This is a genomic window from Streptomyces sp. 4N124 (genome assembly GCF_052245395.1).
GTDB lineage: Bacteria > Actinomycetota > Actinomycetes > Streptomycetales > Streptomycetaceae > Streptomyces.
In genome coordinates, this window is record NZ_JBQQBS010000007.1 from 72,538 (window position 1) to 97,570 (window position 25,033).

General features: G+C 70.9%; 26 protein-coding genes. 16 read left to right on the forward strand and 10 right to left on the reverse strand.

Annotated elements, in window-relative coordinates; genetic code table 11:
• The first annotated feature begins 40 nt into the window (after positions 1-40).
• From fabG to ACTWQO_RS09335, 5 genes are all read left to right on the forward strand, one after another.
• A complete protein-coding gene (fabG, locus tag ACTWQO_RS09315) occupies positions 41-802 on the forward strand; it encodes a 3-oxoacyl-ACP reductase FabG (protein WP_443236736.1) in 762 nt (253 codons plus the stop codon).
• Positions 803-813: 11 nt separating this feature from the next.
• Complete coding sequence (locus ACTWQO_RS09320; protein ID WP_443236737.1) at positions 814-1,578, forward strand: SDR family oxidoreductase; 765 nt, start codon at positions 814-816, stop codon at positions 1,576-1,578.
• A 186-nt stretch (positions 1,579-1,764) separates the two neighbouring features.
• Positions 1,765-3,345 carry an ABC transporter substrate-binding protein gene (locus ACTWQO_RS09325; RefSeq protein ID WP_443236738.1) on the forward strand — a complete coding sequence of 527 codons (1,581 nt, stop codon included), beginning with the start codon at positions 1,765-1,767 and terminating at the stop codon, positions 3,343-3,345.
• Between the two features lie 80 nt (positions 3,346-3,425).
• Positions 3,426-4,109, forward strand: a complete 684-nt coding sequence (gene ung / locus ACTWQO_RS09330) for a uracil-DNA glycosylase (RefSeq protein WP_443236739.1) — start codon at positions 3,426-3,428, stop codon at positions 4,107-4,109.
• 105 nt (positions 4,110-4,214) lie between these two features.
• Positions 4,215-4,688: a hypothetical protein gene (locus ACTWQO_RS09335; protein ID WP_443236740.1), complete on the forward strand. Its 474-nt coding sequence runs from the start codon at positions 4,215-4,217 to the stop codon at positions 4,686-4,688.
• A gap of 33 nt (positions 4,689-4,721) precedes the next feature.
• Here the strand turns inward: ACTWQO_RS09335 and ACTWQO_RS09340 are convergent, their stop codons facing one another.
• From ACTWQO_RS09340 to ACTWQO_RS09350, 3 genes are all read right to left on the reverse strand, one after another.
• Positions 4,722-5,180, reverse strand: a complete 459-nt coding sequence (locus ACTWQO_RS09340) for a hypothetical protein (protein ID WP_443236741.1) — start codon at positions 5,178-5,180, stop codon at positions 4,722-4,724.
• A gap of 99 nt (positions 5,181-5,279) precedes the next feature.
• Positions 5,280-5,792 carry a DinB family protein gene (locus tag ACTWQO_RS09345; RefSeq protein WP_443236742.1) on the reverse strand — a complete coding sequence of 171 codons (513 nt, stop codon included), beginning with the start codon at positions 5,790-5,792 and terminating at the stop codon, positions 5,280-5,282.
• 40 nt (positions 5,793-5,832) lie between these two features.
• A complete protein-coding gene (locus ACTWQO_RS09350; RefSeq protein ID WP_443236743.1) occupies positions 5,833-6,429 on the reverse strand; it encodes a TetR/AcrR family transcriptional regulator in 597 nt (198 codons plus the stop codon).
• Between the two features lie 87 nt (positions 6,430-6,516).
• Between ACTWQO_RS09350 and ACTWQO_RS09355 the strand changes: the two genes are divergently transcribed.
• Together ACTWQO_RS09355 and ACTWQO_RS09360 are read left to right on the forward strand one after the other, a co-directional pair.
• Positions 6,517-7,761, forward strand: coding sequence for an FAD-dependent monooxygenase (locus ACTWQO_RS09355; protein WP_443236744.1), 1,245 nt, complete (start codon positions 6,517-6,519; stop codon positions 7,759-7,761).
• Positions 7,733-8,638, forward strand: a complete 906-nt coding sequence (locus ACTWQO_RS09360) for a Gfo/Idh/MocA family protein (protein WP_443236745.1) — start codon at positions 7,733-7,735, stop codon at positions 8,636-8,638. The genes ACTWQO_RS09355 and ACTWQO_RS09360 overlap by 29 nt, the downstream gene beginning before the upstream one ends.
• On the opposite strand, the gene lnt is transcribed toward ACTWQO_RS09360, so the two are convergent.
• Both lnt and ACTWQO_RS09370 read right to left on the reverse strand, forming a co-directional pair.
• Positions 8,562-10,127 carry an apolipoprotein N-acyltransferase gene (gene lnt, locus ACTWQO_RS09365; protein ID WP_443236746.1) on the reverse strand — a complete coding sequence of 522 codons (1,566 nt, stop codon included), beginning with the start codon at positions 10,125-10,127 and terminating at the stop codon, positions 8,562-8,564. The genes ACTWQO_RS09360 and lnt overlap by 77 nt on opposite strands.
• Positions 10,128-10,251: 124 nt before the next feature.
• A complete protein-coding gene (locus tag ACTWQO_RS09370) occupies positions 10,252-10,728 on the reverse strand; it encodes a nuclear transport factor 2 family protein (protein ID WP_443236747.1) in 477 nt (158 codons plus the stop codon).
• A gap of 148 nt (positions 10,729-10,876) precedes the next feature.
• On the opposite strand from ACTWQO_RS09370, the gene ACTWQO_RS09375 reads away from it, so the two are divergent.
• The gene (locus ACTWQO_RS09375; protein WP_443236748.1) at positions 10,877-11,617 is read left to right on the forward strand and encodes an SDR family NAD(P)-dependent oxidoreductase; all 741 of its coding nucleotides are present in this window, start codon (positions 10,877-10,879) and stop codon (positions 11,615-11,617) included.
• Between the two features lie 20 nt (positions 11,618-11,637).
• On the opposite strand, the gene ACTWQO_RS09380 is transcribed toward ACTWQO_RS09375, so the two are convergent.
• Positions 11,638-11,817, reverse strand: coding sequence for a hypothetical protein (locus tag ACTWQO_RS09380; protein ID WP_301978154.1), 180 nt, complete (start codon positions 11,815-11,817; stop codon positions 11,638-11,640).
• 138 nt (positions 11,818-11,955) lie between these two features.
• Positions 11,956-12,831, reverse strand: coding sequence for an undecaprenyl-diphosphate phosphatase (locus ACTWQO_RS09385; RefSeq protein WP_443236749.1), 876 nt, complete (start codon positions 12,829-12,831; stop codon positions 11,956-11,958).
• 261 nt (positions 12,832-13,092) lie between these two features.
• On the opposite strand from ACTWQO_RS09385, the gene ACTWQO_RS09390 reads away from it, so the two are divergent.
• Together ACTWQO_RS09390 and ACTWQO_RS09395 are read left to right on the forward strand one after the other, a co-directional pair.
• Positions 13,093-14,349, forward strand: coding sequence for a Gfo/Idh/MocA family protein (locus ACTWQO_RS09390; protein WP_443236750.1), 1,257 nt, complete (start codon positions 13,093-13,095; stop codon positions 14,347-14,349).
• Positions 14,346-15,272, forward strand: coding sequence for a PmoA family protein (locus ACTWQO_RS09395; protein WP_443236751.1), 927 nt, complete (start codon positions 14,346-14,348; stop codon positions 15,270-15,272). The genes ACTWQO_RS09390 and ACTWQO_RS09395 overlap by 4 nt, the downstream gene beginning before the upstream one ends.
• A gap of 21 nt (positions 15,273-15,293) precedes the next feature.
• Here ACTWQO_RS09395 and ACTWQO_RS09400 read toward each other — a convergent pair whose 3' ends face one another.
• Positions 15,294-15,764 (reverse strand): winged helix-turn-helix transcriptional regulator, encoded by a 471-nt coding sequence (locus ACTWQO_RS09400; RefSeq protein ID WP_443236752.1) that lies wholly within the window; start codon positions 15,762-15,764, stop codon positions 15,294-15,296.
• 127 nt (positions 15,765-15,891) lie between these two features.
• On the opposite strand from ACTWQO_RS09400, the gene ACTWQO_RS09405 reads away from it, so the two are divergent.
• A complete protein-coding gene (locus tag ACTWQO_RS09405; protein ID WP_443236753.1) occupies positions 15,892-17,061 on the forward strand; it encodes a thiolase family protein in 1,170 nt (389 codons plus the stop codon).
• Positions 17,062-17,071: 10 nt separating this feature from the next.
• Here the strand turns inward: ACTWQO_RS09405 and ACTWQO_RS09410 are convergent, their stop codons facing one another.
• Positions 17,072-17,842 (reverse strand): TVP38/TMEM64 family protein, encoded by a 771-nt coding sequence (locus ACTWQO_RS09410; RefSeq protein ID WP_443236754.1) that lies wholly within the window; start codon positions 17,840-17,842, stop codon positions 17,072-17,074.
• A 49-nt stretch (positions 17,843-17,891) separates the two neighbouring features.
• Here ACTWQO_RS09410 and ACTWQO_RS09415 point away from each other — a divergent pair, with 49 nt between their 5' ends.
• The 3 genes from ACTWQO_RS09415 (at position 17,892) to ACTWQO_RS09425 (ending at position 20,994) form a co-directional block, all read left to right on the forward strand.
• Entirely contained in the window at positions 17,892-18,614 is a 723-nt protein-coding gene (locus ACTWQO_RS09415) for a DNA alkylation repair protein (RefSeq protein ID WP_443236755.1), read from the forward strand.
• Positions 18,615-18,882: 268 nt separating this feature from the next.
• Positions 18,883-20,052: an elongation factor Tu gene (gene tuf, locus ACTWQO_RS09420; RefSeq protein WP_443236756.1), complete on the forward strand. Its 1,170-nt coding sequence runs from the start codon at positions 18,883-18,885 to the stop codon at positions 20,050-20,052.
• A gap of 96 nt (positions 20,053-20,148) precedes the next feature.
• Positions 20,149-20,994, forward strand: a complete 846-nt coding sequence (locus ACTWQO_RS09425; protein WP_443236757.1) for a spermidine synthase — start codon at positions 20,149-20,151, stop codon at positions 20,992-20,994.
• On the opposite strand, the gene ACTWQO_RS09430 is transcribed toward ACTWQO_RS09425, so the two are convergent.
• Positions 20,956-22,269 (reverse strand): MFS transporter, encoded by a 1,314-nt coding sequence (locus ACTWQO_RS09430; protein ID WP_443236758.1) that lies wholly within the window; start codon positions 22,267-22,269, stop codon positions 20,956-20,958. The two genes, ACTWQO_RS09425 and ACTWQO_RS09430, sit on opposite strands and share 39 nt — an antisense overlap.
• 135 nt (positions 22,270-22,404) lie before the next feature.
• Here ACTWQO_RS09430 and ACTWQO_RS09435 point away from each other — a divergent pair, with 135 nt between their 5' ends.
• Both ACTWQO_RS09435 and ACTWQO_RS09440 read left to right on the forward strand, forming a co-directional pair.
• A complete protein-coding gene (locus ACTWQO_RS09435) occupies positions 22,405-22,842 on the forward strand; it encodes a DUF4442 domain-containing protein (protein ID WP_443236896.1) in 438 nt (145 codons plus the stop codon).
• 343 nt (positions 22,843-23,185) lie between these two features.
• Positions 23,186-24,940 (forward strand): RICIN domain-containing protein, encoded by a 1,755-nt coding sequence (locus ACTWQO_RS09440; protein ID WP_443236759.1) that lies wholly within the window; start codon positions 23,186-23,188, stop codon positions 24,938-24,940.
• The last annotated feature ends 93 nt before the right edge of the window (positions 24,941-25,033 follow it).

Genomic DNA, 25,033 nt, shown 5'->3' on the forward strand with positions numbered 1-25,033 from the left:
CGAAGGTACTAAGCGGTCGCTCACCCGAGGAGAGTCACCCATGTCCACCACTGAGCAGCGGGTCGCCGTAGTCACCGGCGGAGCACGCGGCATCGGCGCCGCCACCGCCGTACGACTGGCCGCCGAGGGCCGCGCGGTCGCCGTGATCGACCTCGACGAGGCCGCCTGCAAGGACACCGTGGAGCAGATCACCGCGGCCGGCGGCAAGGCGATCGCGGTCGGCTGCGACGTCTCGGACGAGGCGCAGGTCGAGGCGGCCGTCGCGCGGATCGCCGAGGAGCTCGGCGCGCCGACGATCCTCGTGAACAACGCGGGCGTGCTCCGCGACAACCTGCTGTTCAAGATGAGCGTCTCCGACTGGGACACCGTGCTGAACGTGCATCTGCGCGGCGCGTTCCTGATGTCGAAGGCCTGCCAGAAGCACATGGTGGACGCCAAGTTCGGCCGGATCGTCAACCTCTCCTCGTCGTCCGCGCTCGGCAACCGCGGCCAGGTCAACTACTCCGCCGCCAAGGCCGGCATGCAGGGCTTCACCAAGACGCTCGCCATCGAGCTCGGCAAGTTCGGCGTCACCGCCAACGCGGTCGCCCCCGGCTTCATCGCCACCGAGATGACCAAGGCCACCGCCGACCGGGTCGGCATGGGCTTCGACGACTTCAAGGCCGCCGCCGCCACCCAGATCCCCGTGCAGCGCGTCGGCGAGGCGGCCGACGTCGCGAACGCAATCGCCTTCTTCACCGGCGAGGCCGCCGGATTCGTCTCCGGCCAGGTGCTGTACATCGCCGGCGGACCGCTCGACTAGGGATCAGGGACATGACTTCACAGCTCCCCGAGCTTTCGGGCAAGGTCGCGCTCGTCACGGGCGCCAGCCGCGGCATCGGCTACGGCGTCGCCGAGGCGCTCGTCGCGCGCGGTGACCGCGTGTGCATCACCGGCCGCAATGAGGACGCCCTCAAGGAGGCCGTCGAGGCGCTCGGCGCCGACCGTGTCATCGGCGTCGCCGGCAAGGCGCACGACGTGGCCCACCAGGCCGGCGCCGTCGAGCGCACCATGGAGGCCTTCGGCCGGGTCGACTTCCTGGTCAACAACGCCGGTACGAACCCGGTGTTCGGGCCGATCGCCGACCTCGACCTGGAGGTGGCGCGCAAGGTCTTCGAGACCAACGTGATCTCGGCGCTCGGCTTCGCACAGAAGACCTGGCACGCCTGGCAGAAGGACAACGGCGGCGCGATCGTCAACATCGCCTCCGTCGCGGGCCTCGCGCCCTCGCCGTTCATCGCCGCCTACGGCGTCAGCAAGGCCGCGCTGATCAATCTGACCCAGCAGCTCGCCCACGAGTTCGCGCCCAAGGTGCGGGTCAACGCGATCGCCCCGGCCGTCGTGAAGACCAAGTTCGCGAAAGCGCTGTACGAGGGCCGCGAGGAGGAGGCTGCCTCCTCCTACCCGCTGGCCAGGCTCGGCGTGCCCTCCGACATCGGCGGCGCCGCCGCGTTCCTCACCTCGACGCAGTCCGACTGGATCACCGGCCAGACCCTCGTCATCGACGGCGGCATCTTCCTGAACGCCGGGGTCGGCTGACAGAGTGCGGTGGGCGCCGGTGCGGAATTCTCCGAACATCTCCGGCGCCCGCCCGCACCCCTCACGAGGACTCGAAGAACCGTCACAAGCGGGCTGATCGAGAGCGCTGCCAGCCGGGCGGTAGCGGCCCCGCGAGCCTGCGGTATCGTTCGGCCACTTGTGTACGGCATTTCGAGGAGCATGCACGTGTTCAATCGGAACCGATTCTTGCCGCCACTCGCGGTGATCGCGTCCATATCCATGGTGACCGGGTGCGGTGTGTTCTCCTCGGACGCCTCCGAAGACGCGGACCCCATCATCGTGGGGACAACCAGCGCGCCGAGCACCCTGGACCCGGCCGCGGCCTGGGACAGCTCCTGGGAGCTGATGCGCAACGTGTACCAGCCCCTTCTGGGCTACTCGCCCGCTGCGACCCAGCCCGAACCCGACGCCGCCGAGAGCTGCGAGTTCACGGACAGCTCCAGCACCGTGTACACGTGCACGCTGCGCGAGGGTCTGAAGTTCTCCAACGGGCACGCGCTCGACGCCCAGGCCGTCAAGCATTCGTTCGACCGGATCAAGAAGATCAACGTCAACGGTGGCCCCGCGGGCCTGCTGACCACCCTCTCCCGGGTGCAGACGAAGGGCGACCGCGAGGTCGTCTTCCACCTCAGCCAGCCCGACGCGACCTTCCCCCTGGTGCTCACCACGCCCGCGATGTCGATCGTGGATCCCGAGGAGTACCCCGCGAACAAGCTCCGCGAGGACGGGAACATCACCGGCTCGGGGCCCTACGAACTCTCCTCCTACGAAGACGGCGAGAAGGCCGAACTGGTCCGCAACGAGAACTACAAGGGCCTGGCGGAGATCAAGAACTCTGCCGTCACCATCCAGTACTTCCAGCAGTCGGACGAGCTGGTCAAGGCCCTGAAGAGCAAGGACATCTCGGTCATCTACCGTGGTCTCGGCGCCTCGGACATCGTGGACATCCAGACCCACTACGACGATCAGGGGCTCCAGATCGCGGAGAGCCCCACCACCGAGATCAGCTATCTGGTGTTCAACCCCAAGGACACCTGGGCCAAGAACCCCGCGGTCCGCAAGGCGGTCGCCCAGGTCATCGACCGCAAGGCGCTCGCCCACAACATCTACAAGGACACCGTCGAGCCGCTGTACTCCATGATCCCCAGGGGTCTGGTGGGCCACGGGACGGGCTTCTTCGACGACTACGGCAACCCCAGCGCGACCAAGGCGAAGGCCATCCTCACCGAGGCGGGCATCACCGAAACGGTTCCTCTGACGCTCTGGTACACCTCCGACCGTTACGGCTCCCAGACCAAGCCGGCGTTCGAGTTGCTGAAGCGACAGCTGGAGAGGTCCGGCCTGTTCACGGTCACGCTGAAGAGCCGCCCCTGGAAGACCTACTCGGAGGGCTACCAGAACGGCGAGTACCCGGTATTCGGGCGTGGCTGGAACCCAGACTTCAACGACCCCGACAACTTCATCGCTCCCTTCGTGGGCGAGCAGAACGCGCTCGGCACCCCGTACGACTCCCCCGAGATCACCGACGACCTGCTGCCGAAGTCGCGCGAGGAGAGCGACCGCGCGGCCGTGTCCAAGGAGTTCGAGGCGGCCCAGCAGATCCTCGTGGACGACGCGCGACTGATCCCGCTGTGGCAGGGCAAGGCGTACACGGCCGCGAACGAGGAGATCGCCGGTCTGGAGAAGGTCATCGACCCCGCGACGATGATGATGATGTGGCAGCTGTCCTGGAAGACCAGCTGGTAGTGCGGTAGCAGCGTCGACTGTCAGTGGTCGCCGGTAGGTTCTGGGACATCGAAGCGACCGCACATCGTAAGGAAGTCGACGTGACCGACATCTCCATGCTGCCCGAGTCCTGGCGCGGGGTTCTGGGCGACGAACTGCAGCAGCCCTACTTCAAGGAGCTGACGGAGTTCGTCGAGGAGGAGCGGGCGAAGGGTCCTGTCTACCCTCCGCGTGAGGAGGTCTTCGCCGCGCTGGCGGCGACGCCGTACGACAAGGTGAAGGTCCTGGTCCTCGGCCAGGACCCGTACCACGGCGAGGGCCAGGGGCACGGCCTGTGCTTCTCGGTCCGCCCGGGAGTCAAGACCCCGCCCTCCCTTCGCAACATCTACAAGGAGATGCAGGCCGAGCTGGGCACGCCCGTCCCGGACAACGGCTATCTCATGCCGTGGGCCGAGCAGGGCGTGCTCCTGCTCAACGCGGTGCTCACGGTCCGGGCAGGCGAGGCCAACTCGCACAAGGGCAAGGGCTGGGAGAAGTTCACCGACGCGGTGATCCGCGCCGTGGCCGGCCGCCCGGACCCGGCGGTCTTCGTCCTGTGGGGGAACTACGCCCAGAAGAAGCTCCCGCTGATCGACGAACAGCGCCACGTGGTGGTGAAGGGTGCGCACCCCTCGCCGCTGTCGGCGAAGAAGTTCTTCGGCTCCCGTCCCTTCACGCAGATCGACGAGGCCGTCGCCCGGCAGGGCCACGAGCCGATCGACTGGCGCATCCCGAACCTCGGCTGACCTGGAGCGGGCCGGCCCCTGGGTCGGCCCCGCCTCGCCGGGATTGTCCGTGGCTGCGGTTAGCGTCGTCGCAGAGCGACATCGGTGAAGGGCCGGGAGGATGCGGTGGCGGAGCGACAGGAGCAGGCGGCGCCGGATACGGTCATGACCCGGATCGGCCAGGTCGTCATGCTGCACCACGCGGGCGACCGCGAGGAGGCCCGGCACCGCTTCCTGGACCTCTGGGCGGAGATCGGCGCGACCGGGGACCCGCTGCACCGCTGCACCCTGGCGCACTACATGGCCGACACGCAGGACGATCCCGTGGACGAACTGGCCTGGGATCTGCGGGCGTTGACTGCGGCGGAAGAACTGACGGACGAGCGGCTCGCCGAGCACGAGGGGGCTTTGGCCGCGCGGGCGCTGTATCCCTCCCTCCATCTCAATCTGGCCGCCGACTATGTGAAGCTGGGCCGCGCCGAGGCCGCGCGCGCACACGTCCGGCGGGCCCGAGGTGCGGTGCACGCCCTGGGGGACGATCCCTACGGGGACGGGGTGCGGGCGGCCATCAGCCGGCTGGAACTGCGGTTGGGGACGTAGCGCGGGGTCGCGCGACCCGTGGGCGGGAATCCCTCAACGCCCGTACGTCTGCTCGCAGATCCTCGACTGCGGGCTGTCCTGTGGCCAGCCGCCGTACTGTCTGCCGAGGTCACAGACATCGCCGAGGTCCGTGGAAACCGTCTGGGTCACCTCGACGGGCGGCCGCTGCGGTGCCTCTGGAGTCCGCGGGGCCGGACGCGGTTGTCTCGGGCGTGAAGGCGCCGGTTTCTCCGGGGTCGGCGCCAGTGGGGGAGGCCGCCGCACCGATGCGGTCGGCGAGGGCTCACGCGGCGGCCCGATCCGCTCCAGTGCCTCCCGCGCGGGCGCCTGCACGATCTGCGGCTCCGCGCTGACGTCCGGCAGGGCCGGAACGGTCCGGGACGGCGGCGCCGAGGGCCCCGACGCGGGCGGCAGCTGGACCGTCACACAGCCGGAGAGGGTCGAGACAGCTGCGGTGACCAGGAGCGTTGCGGTGGTCGACGTTCGATGCACGCGCGCCACTCTGCTGCGTCGGCTGCCCTCCGGGGTGGCGGACAGCGCAGGATGCCCCACATGGGTGATCGACGCCGCCGTACGGTGGGCGCGTCGAGGTCAGTCGCCGGTGTTGCCGTCGATGCGCTCGCGGATCAGGTCGGCGTGGCCGTTGTGGCGGGCGTACTCCTCGATCATGTGGGTGTAGATCCAGCGGAGGTTGAACTGCTCGCCGGTGCGTCGGCTCCTGCCCTTGGAGAGGTCGTCCAGGTCGAGGCCGGCCGCGTTGCGCCGGGCGATGTCGATCTCGGCCCGCCAGGTGGCGTGCGCCTCCTCCCAGGTTTCCTCGTCGGTGACGTGGAAGTCGCCGTCCGGATCCTCGTCGGAGTAGTAGATGGGCCCCGCGTCCTCGTCCATGAGCACCTTGCGGAACCAGCCGCGCTCCACCTCCGCCATGTGCCGCACCAGCCCCATCAGGGAGAGCGTGGACGGCTCCACGGAGGCGCTCCTGAGCTGGGCGTCGGTCAGGCCCTCGCACTTCCAGGCGAGGGTCTCGCGGTGGTAGTCCAGCCAGCCCTCCAGCATGGTGCGTTCGTCGGCGGTGTTCGCGGGTTCACGGCGCTCGATGGTCATGCCTGCATCCTGACCCAACCCGTCCCGCCCCACCAGGCAATTACGCAGCCCCGGGCAGCATCCCGTCGAGCAACTCCCGCAGCCCCGCCCGCACTTCGTCGAGGCTCGGCGTCTCCGCACTGAAGGACCCGGCCACGCACGAGAACATCAGCCCGTCCGCCCAGGCGATCAGCGACAGCGCGTGCCGTGCCGGGGCGGTCGAGCCCATCGCCGTGGCCAGGGCGGTGAGCTGGTCACGGAACCGGGCGCCGGTGGCGTCGAAGTAGGCGCGCAGCTCGGGACGGCGGGTCGCCTCCAGGGCCAGCTCGTAGCGGGCGAGCGTCAGGTCGCGGTGGTGGGTCAGGGCGCGGTGCGTGGCCAGCGCCAGGCCGTCCACCACCGAGTCGTGGCCACCCCGGGGGTCCGGCATCTCATGCAGCGCCAGGACGCGTGACTCGCGCTCGGCGAGGCGGCGCACGGCCAGTTCCAGCAGTGCCTGCCGGGTGCGCGCCAGGTTCGACGTCGAGCCCTGGGGGAGCCCTGACGCCTCGTCGACCGCCCGGTGGGTGAGCCCGCGCATCCCGCGCTCGGCGAGCAGGGCGAGCGCGGTGTCGGCGACGAGGTCGGTGCGGGACGGGCTCTCGGTGCGTTCGGACATGGACGTCAACCTACCGGTCGCACTACGCCTGTAGTACCGTCGGCACGGCATCTCACTACACCTGTAGTGAAGGCCTGAGGGGGAGCCATGGCACACACACCGAAGGTGGTCGTGATCGGCGGCGGAATCGGCGGCCTGACCGCGGCGGCGGCCCTGCATCAGCGCGGCCTGCAAGTCACCGTGCTGGAGCGGGCCCGCACGCTGGACCCGGTCGGCGCGGCCATCTCGCTGGCCCCCAACGCCCTGCGCGCCCTGGATGTCATCGGTCTCGGCGACGAGACCCGCGACCTCGCCGCCTGGCAGGGCGACGGAGGCCTGCGCACCCCCGGCGGACGGTGGCTCTCCCGCGCGAACACCGAGGCCCTCGCCGAGCGTTTCGGCGACCCCCTCGTCCTCCTCCACCGCGCCACCCTCATCAACAGCCTCGCCGCACAACTCCCGCCGGACACCGTCCGTACGGCAACCGCCGCGACCCTCGCCGACCCCGGCGGCGTAGACCGCCCGGCCCGGGTGCACACGCCCGAGGGCGAGTGGGAGGCCGACCTGGTCGTGGCCGCCGACGGCATCCGCTCCGGCGTACGGCGGACCCTGTTCCCCGAGCACCCCGGACCCGTCTACTCCGGCTTCACCACCTGGCGGGTCGTGCTCCCCGTGCCGGGCGCCGAGCCCGCCGCGCACGAGACCTGGGGCAGGGGCCGTATCTGGGGCACCCAGCCGCTCAAGGACGGCCGGGTCTACGCGTACGCCGCCGCCCTGGCCCCGGCGGGGGAGCGGGCGCCCGACGACGAGAAGGCCGAGCTGGTCCGCTTGTTGGGTGAGTGGCACAACCCACTCCCCGCAACCCTCTCCGCGGCCCCCCCCGAGGCCGCGCCCCGCCCCGAGGACGTCCTGCGCCACGACGTCCACCACATCGCCGACCCGCTGCCCGCCTTCCACCGCGGCCGGGTCGCCCTCCTCGGCGACGCCGCGCACGCCATGCCCCCGACGCTCGGCCAGGGCGGCAACCAGGCGATCGAGGACGCGATCGTGCTCGCCCACCACTGGGACGACCTCGCGGCCTATTCGGCGGCGCGGCTGCCTCGTACGAGCGCCATCGCCCGGCAGGCCGTGCGGGTCGCGCGCCTGAACCTGACCGGCAACCGGGCCGCCATGGCCGTACGCAACACCCTGATCGCCACGGTGTCGAAGGCCGGACCGGCGCTGCTCCTGCGGAGCTTCGACGGGATCGCCGACTGGCGGCCACCGCAGTCGCCGTATGCTTCCGGCAAGACCCAGGCAGACAACCGTCAGAGGAGCACACCCCGTGAAGGTCGGCTGCATCGGACTCGGTGACATCGCGCAGAAGGCGTACCTGCCGGTGCTGGGAACGCAGCCGGACATCGAACTGCACCTCCAGACCCGCACACCCGCGACGCTCGACCGCGTCGCCGACACGCTTCACCTCCTCGGCACCCGACGCCACCGGGACCTCGACGCGCTCCTCGCCCAGGACCTCGACGCCGCGTTCGTGCACGCGCCCACCGTCGCGCACCCCGAGATCGTCGCCCGGCTGCTGGAGGCGGGCGTACCGACGTACGTCGACAAGCCGCTGGCGTACGAACTCGCCGACTCCGAGCGGCTGGTGGCGCTCGCGGAGCAGCGGGGCGTTTCGCTGGCCGTCGGGTTCAACCGGCGGTACGCGCCCGGGTATGTGCAGTGCGCCGATCATCCGCGCGAGCTGATCCTGATGCAGAAGAACCGGATCGGGCTGCCGGAGGAGCCGCGCACGATGGTCCTCGACGACTTCATCCATGTCGTGGACACGCTGCGCTTCCTGGTGCCGGGCCCGGTCGACGACGTGACCGTGCGCGCCCGCACCGAGGGCGGCCTGCTGCACCACGTCGTGCTCCAGCTCGCCGGGGACGGCTTCACCGCGCTCGGTGTGATGAACCGGCTCAGCGGCTCGGCGGAGGAGATCCTGGAGGTGTCCGGGCAGGACACCAAGCGTCAGGTGGTCAATCTCGCCGAGGTGATCGACCACAAGGGGCAGCCGACGGTGCGGCGGCGCGGGGACTGGGTGCCGGTGGCCCGGCAGCGCGGCATCGAGCAGGCCGCGGGTGCCTTCCTCGACGCGGTGCGGGCGGGCAAGGTGCTCAGTGCCCGTGACGCGCTGGCCACCCACGAACTGTGCGAGCGGGTCGTACAGGCGGTCGAGGAGCCTGCCGCCTGAACCGCAGCGCCCGTACGCCCTCGACGGCGCACCACGCGGCCATGATCAGCAGCGCGGCCCGCACCACCCAGTCGCCGAAGCGGGCGTACGGCGTGACACCGTGGGACAGCGGCACGTCGTAGACCTGCGACGCGCTCTCGCTCGTGCCGAGCCACGGGCCGACCCGCTCTCCGTCGGGCCCGTAGACCGCGGAGACGCCGGTCAGCGTGGCGTGCACCATCGGGCGGCCGGTCTCGGCGGCGCGCAGCGCGGCGAGCGAGGCATGCTGCTCGGGGGCCCAGCTCTGCTGGAACGTCGAGGTCGCCGACTGCGCGATCAGTACGTCGGCGCCGTCGTCGGCGAGACGGCGGCTCATGTCGGGAAACGCGGACTCGAAGCACACCATCGGCCCGACCCGCAGCCCCTGGCCGACATCCATGACGACCTGCTCGGTGCCCCGCCTGCGGTCCTCGCCCGCCGCCTCTCCGACAGAGGTCGCCCAGCCGAGGACCGAGCGGAACGGGACGTACTCGCCGAAGGGGACGAGCCGCATCTTGTCGTAGCGGGTACCGGTGTAGCCGTTCGGGCCGATGAGCACCGAGCTCTTGTAGATGCCGGGCCGGTCGGAGCGCCGGGCGTCCACGTTGACGAGGATGTCCGTCCCTGTCTCCCGGGACAGTGCGGCGATCCGCCGCGCGAGGTCGGGCCGCCTGGCCAGGTCGTAGCCGACGCTGCTCTCGCCCCAGACGATCAGGTCGAGGTCCTGCCCGGCCAGTTCGCGGGTGAGCTGCTCCTCGCGGGTGAAGCGGTTGTCGGGGCCGGGGACGACGCCCGGCTGTACGACGGCGATCCGTGTCCGGCCGTCCGTGTCGGGACGCGGTGACCACACCCAGACCGCCGAGGTGGCGGCCGCGGTGGCGACGAGCCCGGCGACAGCGGGCACGCGGGACGCGCGTATCGCCACGAGCACGGCGACCGCGATGTTCACGGCGACCACGAGGAAGCTCAGCAGCCACACCCCGCCGACCGAGGCGAGCCGCAGCGCGGGTTCCACCTGCCACTGGCTGGAGCCGATCATGCCCCACGGCCCGCCAAGACCCTGCCAGGACCGCACCAGCTCGACCATCAGCCAGCCGGCCGGCAGGACGGCGAGCGCGGCGGCGATACGGCCCGCGGACGGCACCCCGGCCAGGAAATGCCGTACCAGCCACCCCCAGGGGGCCCAGAGGGCGCCCAGCAGGGCCGCGAGCACGAAGATGAAGACATGCAGGTTCGGCAGCAGCCAGTGGTGCATCGCCAGCATGAATCCGAAGCCGCCGCTCCAGCCGTCGTACAGCGCCCGTTTCCCGGTCGGCGCGGAACGGATCAGCGCGATCCAGGGGACCAGGGCGACGTAGGCGAACCACCACAGCGACGGCGCGGGGAACGCGAGCACGGGCAGGGCGCCGGCCAGGGCGGCGAGCGCGGACCGGCGCCACGGGGAGGTGAGCCACTGCCCGAACGACTTCATACGCGCCTCCCAGACCGGTGTCCCTCCAGTGTGCGCGCCCGGATGATCGCGGGACAGGCGGCATCGGCCGACTTGATCACGCCGGGGCGGTCAGGGGTGTCGGCTGTCGGTCGCGTCGGCCCGATCAGGGCGTGGGCTGCCGGTCGGGCATGCGGCGCCACTTCTCCTGCACCACGACCTCGCGCAGCCGCCAGCCCTCGTCCGTGCGCGTCAAGGAGAAGGCGTACCGGCCGCCGCACAGGAAGTCCGGAGCGGCCGACCCACCGTCGTCACCGGCGAACCGCATCGGATTCACATAGTCGGCCTGCACCCGGGCGGTGTCGCCGGTGTCCTGCTCCAGGGTCCCGAACCGCACCCGGCGGTTGACGATCAGATGCTGCCGCATCGGGAACAGCCGCATAGTCTCCGCGAGCCACTCGGCGATCTTCCCGGCGTCTCCCTCGATCCCGCCGGCCGAGCGGTAGTCCGCCCGCCCGTCCGCGGTGAACAACTCCCGGTACGCCTCCCAGTCGCCGTCGTCCACGGCCACCGCATAGTCGGTGATCATTTCGTCGACCGCCAGCCGGTCCATCACGGTGGCAAGCTCCACACGCTGCGTCATCGGCTCAGTTTTGGGCATGTGACGGGCCGAGCCAAGGGGTACGCGGCGATATTCGGGGGTCGTTCACCAGGGGGACCGTACGAGCGGCCGTACCCCTTCTGCGAAGCTGGGGCGATCTTCTTACCGTGAGCGAGCCAGGGGGTACCGAATGAGCCGTCCCGTCACCGTGGTCACCGGCGGCAGCCGGGGTATCGGCGCCGCGACCTGTCTGCGGCTCGCGACGGAGGGGCACGACGTCGTGGTGGGGTACGTCCGGGACGCCGAGGCCGCCGAGACGGTCGCCGACGGGGTGCGGAAGGCCGGCGGCCGGTCGGTGCCGGTGCGGGTGGACACGTCGGTCGAGGCGGATGTGACGCGGCTCTTCGAGGTGGCGGAGGAGCGACTCGGTCCGGTGACGGGGCTGGTGAACAACGCCGCGGTGACCGGCCCGCTGGGGCGGCTCGCGGACACGGACCCCGCGGTCCTGCGGCGCGTCGTCGACGTCAACCTGCTGGGTGTGCTGCTGTGTTCGCGCCGGGCGGCACAGCTGATGACGGCGCGGGGCAGCGGCGTGATCGTGAACGTCTCGTCGGCCGCCGCGACCCTCGGCAGCCCCGGCGAGTATGTGCACTACGCGGCGACCAAGGCGGCCTTGGACGCGCTGACCCTGGGCCTGGCCAAGGAACTCGGCCCGGACGGCATCCGTGTCAACGCCGTGGCCCCCGGCGTCATCGACACCGAGATGCACGCGACCATGGGGGACCCGGATCGTGCCCGGCGCGCGGCCGCCACGATCCCGCTGCGCCGCCCGGGACAGGCCGAGGAGATCGCGGCGGCGGTGGCGTGGCTGATGTCACCGGACGCGTCCTACGCGACGGGAGCGGTGCTGCGGGTCTCGGGCGGACGATGACCCGCCGGTTCGCCGAACGCTCAGGCCGCCTCGATCACGTCTCCACGGATCGCGGCCGCCCACTCGACCACCAACAGCTCGTATTCCGCGCGCTCCTGTGCCGACAGCGAGCCGCCCGCGCGCATCCACAGCGCGCGGATCTGCTCATTCACCTCGGCGGCAGACCGTAAGGAACCAGAGGACACGGATTCGCGGGGCATGCGGGCAAGCCTAGGGGCAAGCACTGACACTGCGCTACCGGACCGCTACTCATTCCGTATGGGGTTGGTCACGGGTACCGACCCGGGAAGTCCCGCAGTGTTACGCGGAGTTGGGGTCCGCCTGTTCGACCGCCCAGGTCAGCCCGCCGACTCCGCCGCGTGCGGGCTCAGGACGCCCGCCGTCACGAGTATGACGATCACGATGCCGAGCGCTATGCGGTACCAGACGAACGGCATGAAGCTCTTGGTCGAGATGAACTTCATGAACCAGGCGATCACGACGTACCCGGTCACGAACGCGATCACCGTCGCGAAGGCCGTCGGCCCCCAGGAGACGTGGTCGGTCTCCATCGCGTCCTTGAGCTCGAAGAGGCCGGAGGCGAGCACGGCCGGGATGGCGAGCAGGAACGAGTAGCGGGCCGCGGCCTCGCGCTGGTAGCCCATGAAGAGGCCGCCGCTGATCGTCGCGCCGGAGCGGGAGACGCCGGGGATGAGGGCCGCGGCCTGGCAGACGCCGAATATCAGGCCGTCCTTCACGTTCAGGTCCGCGAGCTGCTTGCGCTCCTTGGCGGCGCGATGCCGGCCGCCGCTCTCGTCGCGGGCCGCCAGCCGGTCCGCGACGCCGATGACGACGCCGATCACGATCAGCATGGTCGCCGTGATCCGCAGATCGCGGAACGGCCCCTCGATCTGGTCCTTGAGCGTGACGCCGAGCACACCGATCGGGATCGAGCCGACGATCACCAGCCAGCCCATCTGCGCGTCGTGATCCTTGCGCATGGCCTTGTCGGTGAGCGATCTCGTCCAGGCCGAGATGATCCGCCCGATGTCCTTGCGGAAGTAGATCAGCACCGCGGTCTCCGTGCCGATCTGGGTGATCGCCGTGAAGGCCGCGCCCGGGTCCTCCCAGCCCGAGAAGGCCGCCGTCAGCCGCAGATGCGCGCTGGAGGAGACGGGCAGAAACTCGGTCAGCCCCTGGACGAGTCCGAGGATGAGGGATTCAAACCAAGACATGAAGTTACGGAGTCCAAGTGCTGATCGGGCCGGAACGACGGGAGCCCCCAGCCGCCGGGTGCGGTGATCACAAGTGTCGAGGGGAAGCGTAGCGTCCCGGGCCGACAGGCCTGGCACAGGGGCGTCGCAGCCGGGCGGTGGCACCGGGTTCGACGGTGTTGACCTGCGGCGGGGGCGGCGCTTACGTTGCAGCGGTAGAGAAAGCGCTTGCTGGCTCCCTGGGGAGTCCTGCTCGTCCCCTGAGGAGTGCTGATCACGTCCATGCCCGCATCCGAGTCCGAACCCGGGACGTATCGCTCCGCGGGAAGTGCAGCGATGGGCCGTCGACCGCCTGCGGGCCCGTCGTGGCCTGTCGCGCAGTTCCCCGGGCGCCTTGACGGGGCTGCCCCGCTCGCCGGCCGCCGCATCAGGGTCGCGGTCGTCGGCACCGGCGCGATCGCCCGTGACTCGCATCTGCCCGCGCTGGCCCGGCTCGCCGAGGAGGGCGAGGTCGAGGTCGTCGCCGCCGTCGACATCGACGCCGCCTCGGCCGAGGCCTGCTGTACGGAGAGCGGCATTCCGCACGCGTACACCGACCTGGACCGGATGCTTGGGGAGCAGCGGCCCGACCTGGTCACCATCTGCACCCCGCCCACGCTCCACCGCGACCAGACCGTCACCGCCCTGCGCGCCGGTGCCTGGGTGTGGTGCGAGAAGCCGCCCGTGCCGACGCTGGCCGACTTCGACGCCGTCGAGGCCGCGGAGGGCGAGGACGGCGGGCCGTATGCCGCCATCGTCTTCCAGCACCGCTTCGGTTCGGGCTCCCGGCATGTACGACGGCTGCTCGCCGAGCAGGCGCTGGGGCGGCCGCTGGTCGCGCACTGCCAGACCACCTGGTATCGCGACACCGCTTACTACGCGGTGCCGTGGCGCGGGCGCTGGCAGACCGAGGGCGGCGGCCCGGCCATGGGGCACGGGATCCATCAGATGGATCTGCTGCTCGATCTGCTCGGCCCGTGGAGCGAGGTCCGGGCGATGGCCGGACGGCTGGTGCACGACGTGGAGACGGAGGACGTCTCCACCGCCCTGGTCCGCTTCGAGAACGGTGCGCTGGCGACCGTCGTCAACAGCGTCCTGTCGCCCGACGAGGTCAGCCGCATCCGCATCGACTGCGCCCGCGCCACCGTCGAGCTGACCCACCTCTACGGTCACAGCAACGCCCACTGGCGCATCACCCCGGCGTCCGACGTGCCCGCCGAACTGGCCGCGCAGTGGCAGGACTTCGGTCAGGACGTGCCCAGTTCGCATCTCGCGCAGCTGAGGGAACTGGTCGCGAGCATGCGGGCCGGACAGCGACCGCGCAGCAGCGGCGCGGACGGGCGGACGAGCCTGGAGCTGATCGCCGCGCTGTACAAGTCGGCGTTCACGGACGCGACGGTGAAGGCGGGCGAGATCGGCCCGGGTGACCCGTACTACTCGGCGATGCACGGCGGCGCTCCCGGCTGGGCGCCCGTCGTCGGCGAGGGGGTGTCCGCGTGACCGGGCTGCGCATCTCGCACGCGTACGGCGACCGCATCACCGTGACCGAGCCGGTCACCGGTGTGGAACTGCTCGCCTATGTCTACCGGCCGGAGGCCGCCTGGGAGGCGCCGCGGCCGTACGTCCATCCGATCCGGACCCTCGCGGGCGACGTCGTCACCGACTACCGGCCCAACGACCACCGCTGGCACAAGGGCCTGTCACTTACGGCCTCGCATCTGTCCGGGGCGAATCTGTGGGGCGGCAACACCTATGTGCACGGACAGGGATATCTCGAACTCCCGGAGCGCGTCGGGTCGATGGCGCACGCCGGCTTCGACGAGATCTCCTCGGACGGCGACCGGCTCGTCATCGCCGAGCGGCTGACCTGGCACCCGTACGGCGGTGAGCTGTGGGCCGATGAGGAGCGCCGGATCGAGGTGCACGATGTCGATCCGGGTGCCGGGTCCTGGGCGCTGACCTGGACGACCGCGGTCACCAACCGGCGCGACGAGCCGCTGCGGTTCGGCAGCCCGACCACCGCGGGGCGTGAATTGGCCGGCTACACGGGCCTGTTCTGGCGCGGACCGCGTGCCTTCCGGGACGGGCGGATCATCGGGCCGGACGGTGAGGGCCCGGAGCTGATGGGCGCCCAGGCGCCCTGGCTCGCCCTCTCCGGCGAACACGACGGCACCGACGGCCACGCGACTCTCGTCTTCGAGCATGCCCCCGAGAACGACCACCTCGGCGACCGAGGGGCGCACCCCGCCCACTGGTTCGTCCGCAACGAGCCCTTCGCCGGTGTCGCCCCCTCGTGGGCCTTCTTCGACGAACTGGAACTCGCTCCAGGCGACACCCTCACCCGCCGCTACCGGGTCGTCGTGGCCGACGGAGCCTGGGAGCGGGACGAGGTCGCCAAGTACCTGGAGGCGCACCCCTGGTGAAGACAGCGGCCTGTTGAAGGCTTACGCCGCCGTCGGTCCCGACACCGTCCAGCCGGGCGCCTGCGGATGGGCCGTCAGGTCCTCGTGGTGGACCGCGCCGGCGCAGGCGGTGCAGGTGACGACGGGGACCAGTTCATTGCCGCAGATGTGCTCGATCACCATGGGGCGGTCGCCGTGTTCACGGAGATGGCGGTCGCCCCACGCCATGAGCGTGATCAGGACCGGCTCCAGTTCGAGCCCCGCCTGGGTCGGCCGGTACTCGAAACGCTGCGGGCGCTCACTGTAGGCCCGCTTCGTCAGGATCCCGGCGTCCACGAGGCGGCGCAGCCGGGTGGCCAGGATGTCGCGCGGGGCGCCGATGTTGCGCACGAGCTGGTCGAAGCGGCCGTTGCCGAGGCACACCTCCCGCAGGACGAGCAGCGAGTACTTCTCACCGACGAGCGCCAGGGTGTCGGCGATGGAGCAGGGGCGGGCGTCTTTCGTGGCGGCCATGACGCCAGTCTAGGGGAGGGTTTGATTTTCCAACCCTCCGAGCTATGGTGAGTTTGGATTTCCTACTGACCGGTAGTTGTGTAGTTGCCGGTAGTTGTGCAGTTGCCTAGTCGCGGAGGCCCGCACCATGCGTGACGCAGTCATCGTCGAAGCCGTACGCACCCCGATAGGCAAGGGCAAGCCGAACGGCTCCCTCGCCCACGTCCACCCCGTCGAGCTCCTCGCCCACACCCTGCGCACCCTTGTCGCGCGCTCCGGCGTCGACCCGGCGCTGATCGACGACGTGATCGGCGGCACCGTCGACCAGGTCGGCGAGCAGGCCATGAACACCACCCGGTACGCCGCTCTGTCCGCCGGCTTCCCGGAGACCGTCCCGGCGACCACCGTGGACCGTCAGTGCGGCTCCTCCCAGCAGGCCGTGCACTTCGCGGCCCAGGGCGTCATCTCGGGCGCGTACGACCTCGTCGTCGCCTGCGGTGTCGAGTCGATGAGCCGGGTGCCGATGTGGTCGAACGTCCCGCCCGGCACCGACCCCTTCGGCCCCGGCATCGCCGAGCGCTATCCCGAGGGACTCGTCCCGCAGGGCATCAGCGCCGAGCTGATCGCCGCCAAGTGGTCGATCACCCGCGAGCAGATGGACACCTTCGCGGTCTCCTCCCACCGCAAGGCCGCCGCGGCCTGGGACGCCGGCCTGTTCGACGCCGAGGTAGCGCCCCTGGACGACGTCACCCGCGACGAGTGCGTACGTCCGTCCAGCACCCCCGAGATCCTGGCCGGCCTCAAGCCCGCCTACCACGACCCGGCGTTCGCCGAGCGCTTCCCGCAGATCGAGTGGAACGTCACCGCGGGCAACGCCAGCCCCATCAACGACGGCGCCTCGGCCGTGCTCATCACCTCCAGCGAGACCGCCGCCCGACTCGGCCTGCGCCCGCTGGCCCGGCTGCACAGCTTCGCCGTCACCGGCTCCGACCCGATCCTCATGCTCACCGGCGTCATCCCGGCCACGGAGAAGGTGCTGCGCAAGGCGTCGCTCTCCCTCGACGACATCGACCTGTTCGAAGTCAACGAGGCGTTCTCCAGCGTCGTGCTGGCCTGGCAGCAGGAGACCGGCGCCGACCTCGCCAAGGTCAATGTGCACGGCGGCGCCATCGCCATCGGCCACCCGCTCGGCGCGAGCGGCACCCGCCTGACGACGACGCTGGTGCATGCGATGCGGGAGCGCGGCGCACGGTATGCCCTGCAGACGATGTGCGAGGCGGGCGGGCTCGCCAACGCGATGGTCCTCGAGTCGGTCTGACCCGCCCGGTTCAGCGGCGGCGCAGGTGGTGGCGCTTGCGCCAGGCCACCACGGCGCCCGCGAGGGCGGGCAGAGCTATGGCGGCCACCGCGATCAGGAACACCGGAGACGTCGGCGCCCCGGCCCGGGCGCCGGCGACGACGTACGCGGCGACGTTGGGGATCGAACCGAGCGCCGTGGCGAGCAGGAACGGGAAGTAGCCCATGCGGGAGACGGAGGCGGCGTAGTTCGCGGCCCAGAAGGGCACACCGGGGAACAGCCGCACCGCCAGCATCGACCGGAAACCGTGCTTGCTGAACTGCCTGTCCGCCGCATTGAGCAACCGGCCGCGCAGCAGCGGGCGCAGGGCGTCCTGGCCGAGCATCCGGCCGAGCGCGAAGGAGATCGCGGCCCCGATCACCGTGCCGGTCATGGCGGCGACCAAGCCCAAGGCCGAGCCGAAGAGCGCGCCGGCCGCGAGGTTCAGCAGCGGCCGCGGCACGAACGCCACGGTGACCAGGCCGTACGCCACAGCGAAGATCACCACCGCCGTGGGACCGCCGACCTGTGGCGGCCAGCCCTGCGCCATGAGCTTCTGGGGCTCGAAGAGCAGCACCGACGCCCCGGCCGCCGCCAGCAGCGCGACGAGCAGGGACAGGCGCGACCATGGCGACAGCAGCACTCTCGTGCAGCGCGCGGCGAAGCCCCCCGGAGTGGATACGGCGGCGGCGAGCTCCGTGGCGCCGGCCGTGGGAGCGGCCGTGGGTGCGGTGCCCCCAGAGCGGGTGGTGGCATCGAGCATTCGGCGACACTAACCGACGGATGTGTGTGATCGCCGTATGGTTCGTCTCATGGGCGTCACAGGAGGGGGAACAACGAATGTACCCCGCAGCGATATTGCCGACACCGTCCTGAAGCGACTCACCGTCACCTATGCCGCCGCGGCCGACCCGGAACGCGCCGTGGCCCTGCGGGCGTACATGAAGGACGTCGCTCCCTTCCTCGGCCTCGTCACACCGGAGCGGCGCGCCCTGTCCCGCACGGTCCTGGAAGGCGTGCCCCGCCCCGACGAGACCGACTGCACAGCGATCGCCCTGCGCTGCTGGCAGCTCCCCGAGCGGGAGTACCACTACTTCGCCGTCGACTATCTGCGCGGCCACGTCGGCCGCTGCTCCTCGGCGTTCCTGCCGGTGGCCCGGCACCTGGTGAGCACCGTCCCGTGGTGGGACACCGTCGACGCACTCGCCTCCCACGTAGTGGGAGGCCTGGTCGCCGCCGACCCGAAGCTGAAGACCGAGATGGACGCCTGGATCGCCGACGACGACCTGTGGCTCGCCCGCACGGCCCTGCTGCACCAGCTGCGCTACAAGGAACGCACCGACACCGAGCGCCTCTTCGCCTACTGCCTGCGTCAGTCGGGCCACCCTGATTTCTTCATCCGCAAGGCGATCGGCTGGTGCCTGCGCGAGTTCGCCAAGACCGACCCGGAGGCCGTACGGGCCTTCCTGGCCCGGGAGCAGGGGAGGCTCGCGCCGCTGTCGGTGCGGGAGGCGCTGAAGAACATCGGGGCCTGAACTCCGCTGCCCCGACCTTGGCTGCCCCGATAAATCATTCGACGTCGGGCAAAGCGTCGGCAATGATCGGAGCCATGTTCCGGTACGCCTTCGTCGTTGCAGCATCCGCAGTCGCGGATGCTCCGAAGGCTGCCGTCGCGATCTTTCTGGCCGCTGCCGACGGCGCCCGAAGCTGACCCTCTCCGGATCGTCCGGCGGACCCCGCAGGGGGAGGGTCGGCAAGTCCTTGGGGTCCCCGCTCTCCACACAGAGACTTCGAGGTACAGCCATGTCCAAGACGGCATACGTGCGCACCAAACCGCATCTGAACATCGGCACGATGGGCCACGTAGACCACGGCAAGACCACCCTGACCGCCGCCATCACCAAGGTTCTCGCCGAGCGCGGCTCCGGCACCTTCGTCCCGTTCGACCGGATCGACCGGGCGCCGGAGGAGGCCGCGCGCGGCATCACCATCAACATCGCGCACGTCGAGTACGAGACCGACACCCGGCACTACGCGCACGTCGACATGCCGGGCCACGCCGACTACGTCAAGAACATGGTCACCGGGGCCGCGCAGCTCGACGGGGCGATCCTCGTCGTCTCCGCGCTCGACGGGATCATGCCGCAGACGGCCGAACACGTGCTGCTCGCCCGGCAGGTGGGTGTCGACCACATCGTCGTCGCGCTCAACAAGGCCGACGCGGGCGACGAGGAGCTGACCGACCTGGTCGAGCTGGAGGTCCGTGACCTGCTCTCCCAGCACGGGTACGGCGGTGACGCGGCGCCTGTCGTACGGGTCTCCGGGCTGAAGGCGCTGGAGGGCGACCCACGCTGGACGGCGTCCGTGGAGGCGCTTCTGGACGCCGTGGACACGTATGTGCCCATGCCGGAGCGGTACTTGGACGCGCCGTTCCTGCTGTCCGTCGAGAACGTGCTCACCATCACCGGCCGGGGGACGGTGGTGACGGGCGCCGTCGAGCGGGGCACGGTCCGGGTGGGCGACCGGGTCGAAGTGCTCGGCGCCTCCGTCGACACCGTGGTCACCGGCCTGGAGACCTTCGGCAAGCCGATGGAGGAGGCGCAGGCCGGGGACAGCGTGGCGCTGTTGCTGCGGGGAGTCGCCCGTGACGTGGTCCGGCGCGGGCATGTCGTGGCCGCACCCGGCAGCGTGGTGCCCAGTCGTCGGTTCTCGGCGCAGGTGTATGTCCTGTCGGCGCGTGAGGGTGGGCGTACGACGCCTGTCTCCTCCGGATACCGGCCCCAGTTCTATATCCGTACGGCGGATGTGGTGGGGGACATCGACCTCGGTGAGGTGGGTGTCGCGCGGCCCGGGGAGACGGTCACGATGACCGTCGAGCTCGGGCGCGATGTGCCGCTGGAGCCTGGGCTCGGGTTCGCCATCCGTGAGGGCGGACGGACCGTTGGGGCGGGGACCGTCACGGCCCTTCTCTGAGGGTGGCACAGGTGCGTGGGGGACTGCGGGGCCGTTGTGGCCGGTCGCGCAGTTCCCCGCGCCCCTGGGTAGGGACACTCACCGCACAATGGGGGAGTGAACGAATCCATACCCGTGACCAGGACGGTCGACCACGGCATCGCCAAGCTCATGCCCGATGTCGACCGGAAGCGGGCCTGGCTGCTCACCGTCGACGGGGCGCCGCAGTCGTACGTCGATCTGGACGAGCCGACGCATCTGGAGTTCGAGTACGCGCGGCGGCTCGGGCATGTCCTGGACACCGTTGCCGAGCCGGGGAGTCCGCTGGACGTCCTGCACCTCGGTGGGGGAGCGCTCACCCTGCCCCGGTATGTGGCGGCCACGCGGCCCGGCTCCCGGCAGCACGTCGTGGAGGCCGACCGGGCACTACTGGGGCTGGTCGGCGAGCAGCTTCCGCTTCCGGACGGGGCCGGCATCACCCTGCACGCCGCGGACGCGCGTGCCTGGCTGGCGGATGCGCCCGCCGGGTCGGCGGACGTCATCGTCGCGGACGTCTTCGGCGGCTCACGTGTGCCGGCGCATCTGACGTCGGTCGCCTACGCCGCTCAGGCCGACCGGGTGCTGCGAGCGGGCGGCGTCTATCTCGCCAACCTCGCCGATGCCACGCCCTTCACCTTCCTGCGCTCCCAACTCGCCACCTTCGCCACGGTGTTCCAGGAGCTGGCGCTGATCGCCGAACCGGCGGTTCTGCGCGGCCGGCGCTTCGGCAACGCGGTTCTCGTCGCCGCGCACCAGCCCGTCGACATCGGCGCGCTGGCCCGGCTCACCGCCGCCGACGCCTTCCCGGCCCGCGTCGAACACGGGCTCGCGCTGCGGCACTTCACCGGCGGCGCGCGTCCGGTCGGGGACGGGGACGCCGTGCCGTCACCCGAGCCCCCCGACGGGGCGTTCGGCATCGGCTGAGCCGTTGTCCGCACCCGGCGCCCCCTTGGCCACGGGCGTAGAGGTGCGGCGCAGATTCCGTACGTCCGGCACGCACAGCGCCGCAGCGGTCACCACCACGACCAGCGCCGAGCACCCCCACAGCGCACTGGTCCGCCCGACTCCCTCCTCCGCCGGACCCGCCAGCGCCGTCGCCAGCGGCACCAGAGCGACCGAGCCGAACCAGTCGTAGGCGGCGACCCGCGACAGCTTGTCCTCCGGGATCTCCTGATGGAGCGCGGTCATCCAGGACACCCCGAAGACCTCCAGCGTCACCCCGGTCACGAACATCACCGCGCACAGCGTGGCGACCGGCACCGGCACGGCGAGGGCGGCGGAGGGCAGGGCGAGGGGGAAGACGCAGAGGGTGCCGGCGAGGAGGAGACGGCGTGGCTTCCAGCGGGTCATCAGGAGTGCGCCGGCGACCGTGCCCGCGCCGAAGCAGCCCAATGCCAGACCCCAGGGGCCCGCCCCGCCCAGGTGGTCCCGGGCGACGAGGGGGCCGTAGACCGCCTCGGCCGCGGCGACGACGGCGTTCGCGACGGAGAACTGCACGACGACGGCCCACAGCCACGGCCGGCCGGTGAACTCCCGCCAGCCTTCCCGGAGGTCGGCGAGGAGCCCGCCGCCCGGCTCGCGCGGCGGGATGTGGCCGACGTCGAGGAAGGACCGCAGCGATGCGGCGACCGCGAAGGCGGCGGCGTCGGCCGCGAGAACCCAGCCGGGACCGATCGCGGCGACCATCGCGCCGCCGAGGGCAGCGCCGCCCACCGCCGCACCCTGCATCGCCATCCGGAACACCGCGAACGCGCGGCTCGCCTGCTCCCCGCTGACCGTGGACAGCAGCATGCCCTCCGCTGCCGGGCTGAAGAACGCCTGGCCGGTGCCGCCCAGCGCGGTCAGCAGCATCATCTGCCACAGCTGCGGCTCGCCGGCGAGGACCAGCACGGCGAACGCGCCCTGCGAGACGACGTTGAGAGCGTTCGCAGCGACCATCACGCGATGCCGGGGCAGCCGGTCCGCGACGGCGCCGCCGATCAGCAGGAAGAGGACCAGCGGCAGCGTGCGGGCGGCCGCCACCAGGCCCACGTCACCGCCGTCGCCGCCGGTCTCGATCACGGCGAACGCGGCGGCGATCAGCGCGCCGTGACTGCCGAGGTTCGTGACGACCGCGGCGGCGGTCAGCAGGCTGTAATTGCGGCCCGCCCACTCGGGCCTGCGAGGGCGTCGGGCGCGGGATTCGGCGGCGGAGGTCACCGGCCGACTATCCCCGCCCCGGCCCCGACTTGCCAAACCCGTATCCGGTCGTCAGGGACGTGGTAACTCCGGCCACACAGATCTGGCCAGCCTGGGCTACTCGTGGGTAACATGCCGGTCATGAGCGCAGACCAGATGTCGATCGGCGAACTGCTCGCCGCCACGGTGCCGATGGTTCGGACCCTGAACCTGGAGTACCTGGAGACCACTCCGGAGAAGGCCGTGCTGGCCCTCCCGGACCAGAGCGAGTACCGCAATCACGTCGGCGGTCCGCACGCCGGAGCGATGTTCACCCTCGGCGAGTCGGCCAGCGGCGCGATCGTCCTGGCCGCCTTCGGGGACCAGCTCTCGCGCGCCGTACCCCTCCCGGTCAACGCCGAGATCGCCTTCAAGAAGATCGCGCTCGGTCCCGTCAGGGCCACCGCGACCCTCGGCCGCCCGATCGCCGACATCGTCGCCGAACTCGACGAGGGCAAGCGCCCGGAGTTCCCGGTGACCGTCGCCATCCAGCGCGAGGACGGGGTGGTCACGGGTGAGATGACGGTGGTGTGGACGCTCCGGCCCAATGGCTGAACAGTTGTCATGAAGGCGAAGGCCCCGGGCGCGTCCCGGGGCCTTCGGTCATCTTGTTGGAGATTTCGTGTGCCAACCGGCTTTGGACGCACACAACTCGACGGCCGCACTCCGGCAATTTTCGAATGCGGGTGCGGATACCGCCGGTAACAGTCTGAATTTCCCGCGTTTTGAACATCGGTCACTCGAACTTCTTGTTTCCTGTGATGCGCTTGTGCGAAAGTGAGCCTCCCGCGAGAAGGTAAAGGTGAGGATTCTTTCTCCGGTCTGCACCAATCAGGCGCCTGCTTTCCGACGGACGTCATTCGCATTGCCGTCCAGCGGCTTGGAAGGAAATGGTTCAGTGCAATCTCCCTACCCCCCACGGCCCCCGTACCCGCCGCGGCCCGGAGCGAGCCAGGGGGAGTCCGACCGCAATCTCGTCGCCCAGTTGAACGGACCCGACGGCGGTGGCCGTGCCGTCGCGCTGCTGCTGACCCGGCACTGGCGGGCGACGTACGACTACGCAGTCATCTGCCTGGCCTCCACGGAGAGTTCGGCGGCGATGGCGGCCACCGCCGCGTTCCATCAGGTGCTCGGGCGGCCCACCGGCGGCGCGCTGCGGCCCCGCCTCCTCGCGGCCGTGCGGGACACGGTCAAGGAGTGGGCGGCCGAGGAGACCATTTCCATGGTGCTGCCCGAACTCCGCAAACCGACCGGTGGTCGCGGACTGCTTGCGGCGCGCTCCGCGACGCCCGAAAGGCGGCGGCTCGCCGAGCGCGCTTTCCGAGCACTTCCGGGGGCCTCACAATGCCTGCTCTGGCACACCGAAGCCGAGGGTGACCCCATATCCGTACCAGCTGGTCTGTTGGGGGTGGATTCGGGCACCGCGACCGCCGCTCTCGAGCAGGCCCGGGAGCAATTCCGGGCGGGCTGTGTGCGCGCCCACCGGGAACTCGCGCCCTCTGCGGAATGCCGCTTCTACAACCGACTCCTCGATGTCCCGATTCGCCGTGGCGGGGCACTGCTGCCGGATGTCCGGCGTCATCTGATGGAGTGTCGGTACTGCCGTCACGCCGCCGAGCAGCTGAGTCATTTCGAGGGCGGCCTGGAAGTGCTGCTCGCCGAAACGGTGCTCGGCTGGGGCGCGGTCCGTTATCTCGACTCACGGCCCGGCCGCGGTGGGGGCCGGGAGCTGCCCGCCGCACGCCCGTTCGCCCGTCCGAGAAGCAGCGGTCCGAGAAGCGGCGGACGCCACCGCCCGGCACCCGCCGGGCTCCTCGCCCCGGCCCGACGGCACACCAAGGCCGTCGTCGTCGGAGTCGGTCTGACCTCCCTCGCGCTGCTGGCCACCGTGCTCACCGCCAAGGGCTGGTCCGAAGACAACGGTGTCCCCGGCGCGCAGGCCACCTGGGGCGTACCCACCGGCAGTTCCGGTCGGCCGAGCGCGGCGTCCCAGCCGTCGTCCGCCTCCGCGCAGCGGCCGTCGGAGATCGGCCACGGCAGGTTCCGCAACCCGGCCGCCGACGCGTGCCTCGATGTCCGCGACGGCCGGGTGGTGCCCGGTACGGCGGCCGTACTGGCAGCCTGTTCGTCCGCCGGGTCGCAGCAGTGGTCGTACGAGAAGGACGGTCTGTTGCGCAGCCTCGCCGATCCGACCCTCTGTCTCGGCTCCGACGCCGACCGGGGAGCGGTCGCACTGTCCGGCTGTGTGGTGCACGCCGGGCAGGTGCAGTACGACTTGACCGTGCACGGCGAGCTGCTGCTCCGCTGGCGCAACGGGCAGGCCGTCGCACCCGGTCCGGGCAAGGACGTGGTCGTCACCGACCGGGACGGATCCCCGGAACAGAGGTGGGTGCTCAAGCCGGGGAGCGACGCGCCCGACGAGTCCAGTGCTCCCGAGCCGGAGGTGCGGAAGGCTCCCGACCGGCCCTCGGAGCAGGGTCCTGACGATCCGCCCGAGCAGTACCAGACGCGTTCCGTCCAGGCCGCGGCCGAACCCGAGGCCGAGGCGCCGGGAGCGCGTGCCGACGATCTTCCGGTCCAGGGTCATGTCCTGGAAGCGGCGTCGGCAGGGACCGCGTCCGTCGTCGCGACTCTTGAAGCCGCTCTCCACTGATCACGGGGTCACCCTGCCGGGGGCCCTTCCCGGGCAGGGTGACCCCGTCTTCATTTACACGAGTCACCCTCGCACATAGTTTTCCCGTCGCGC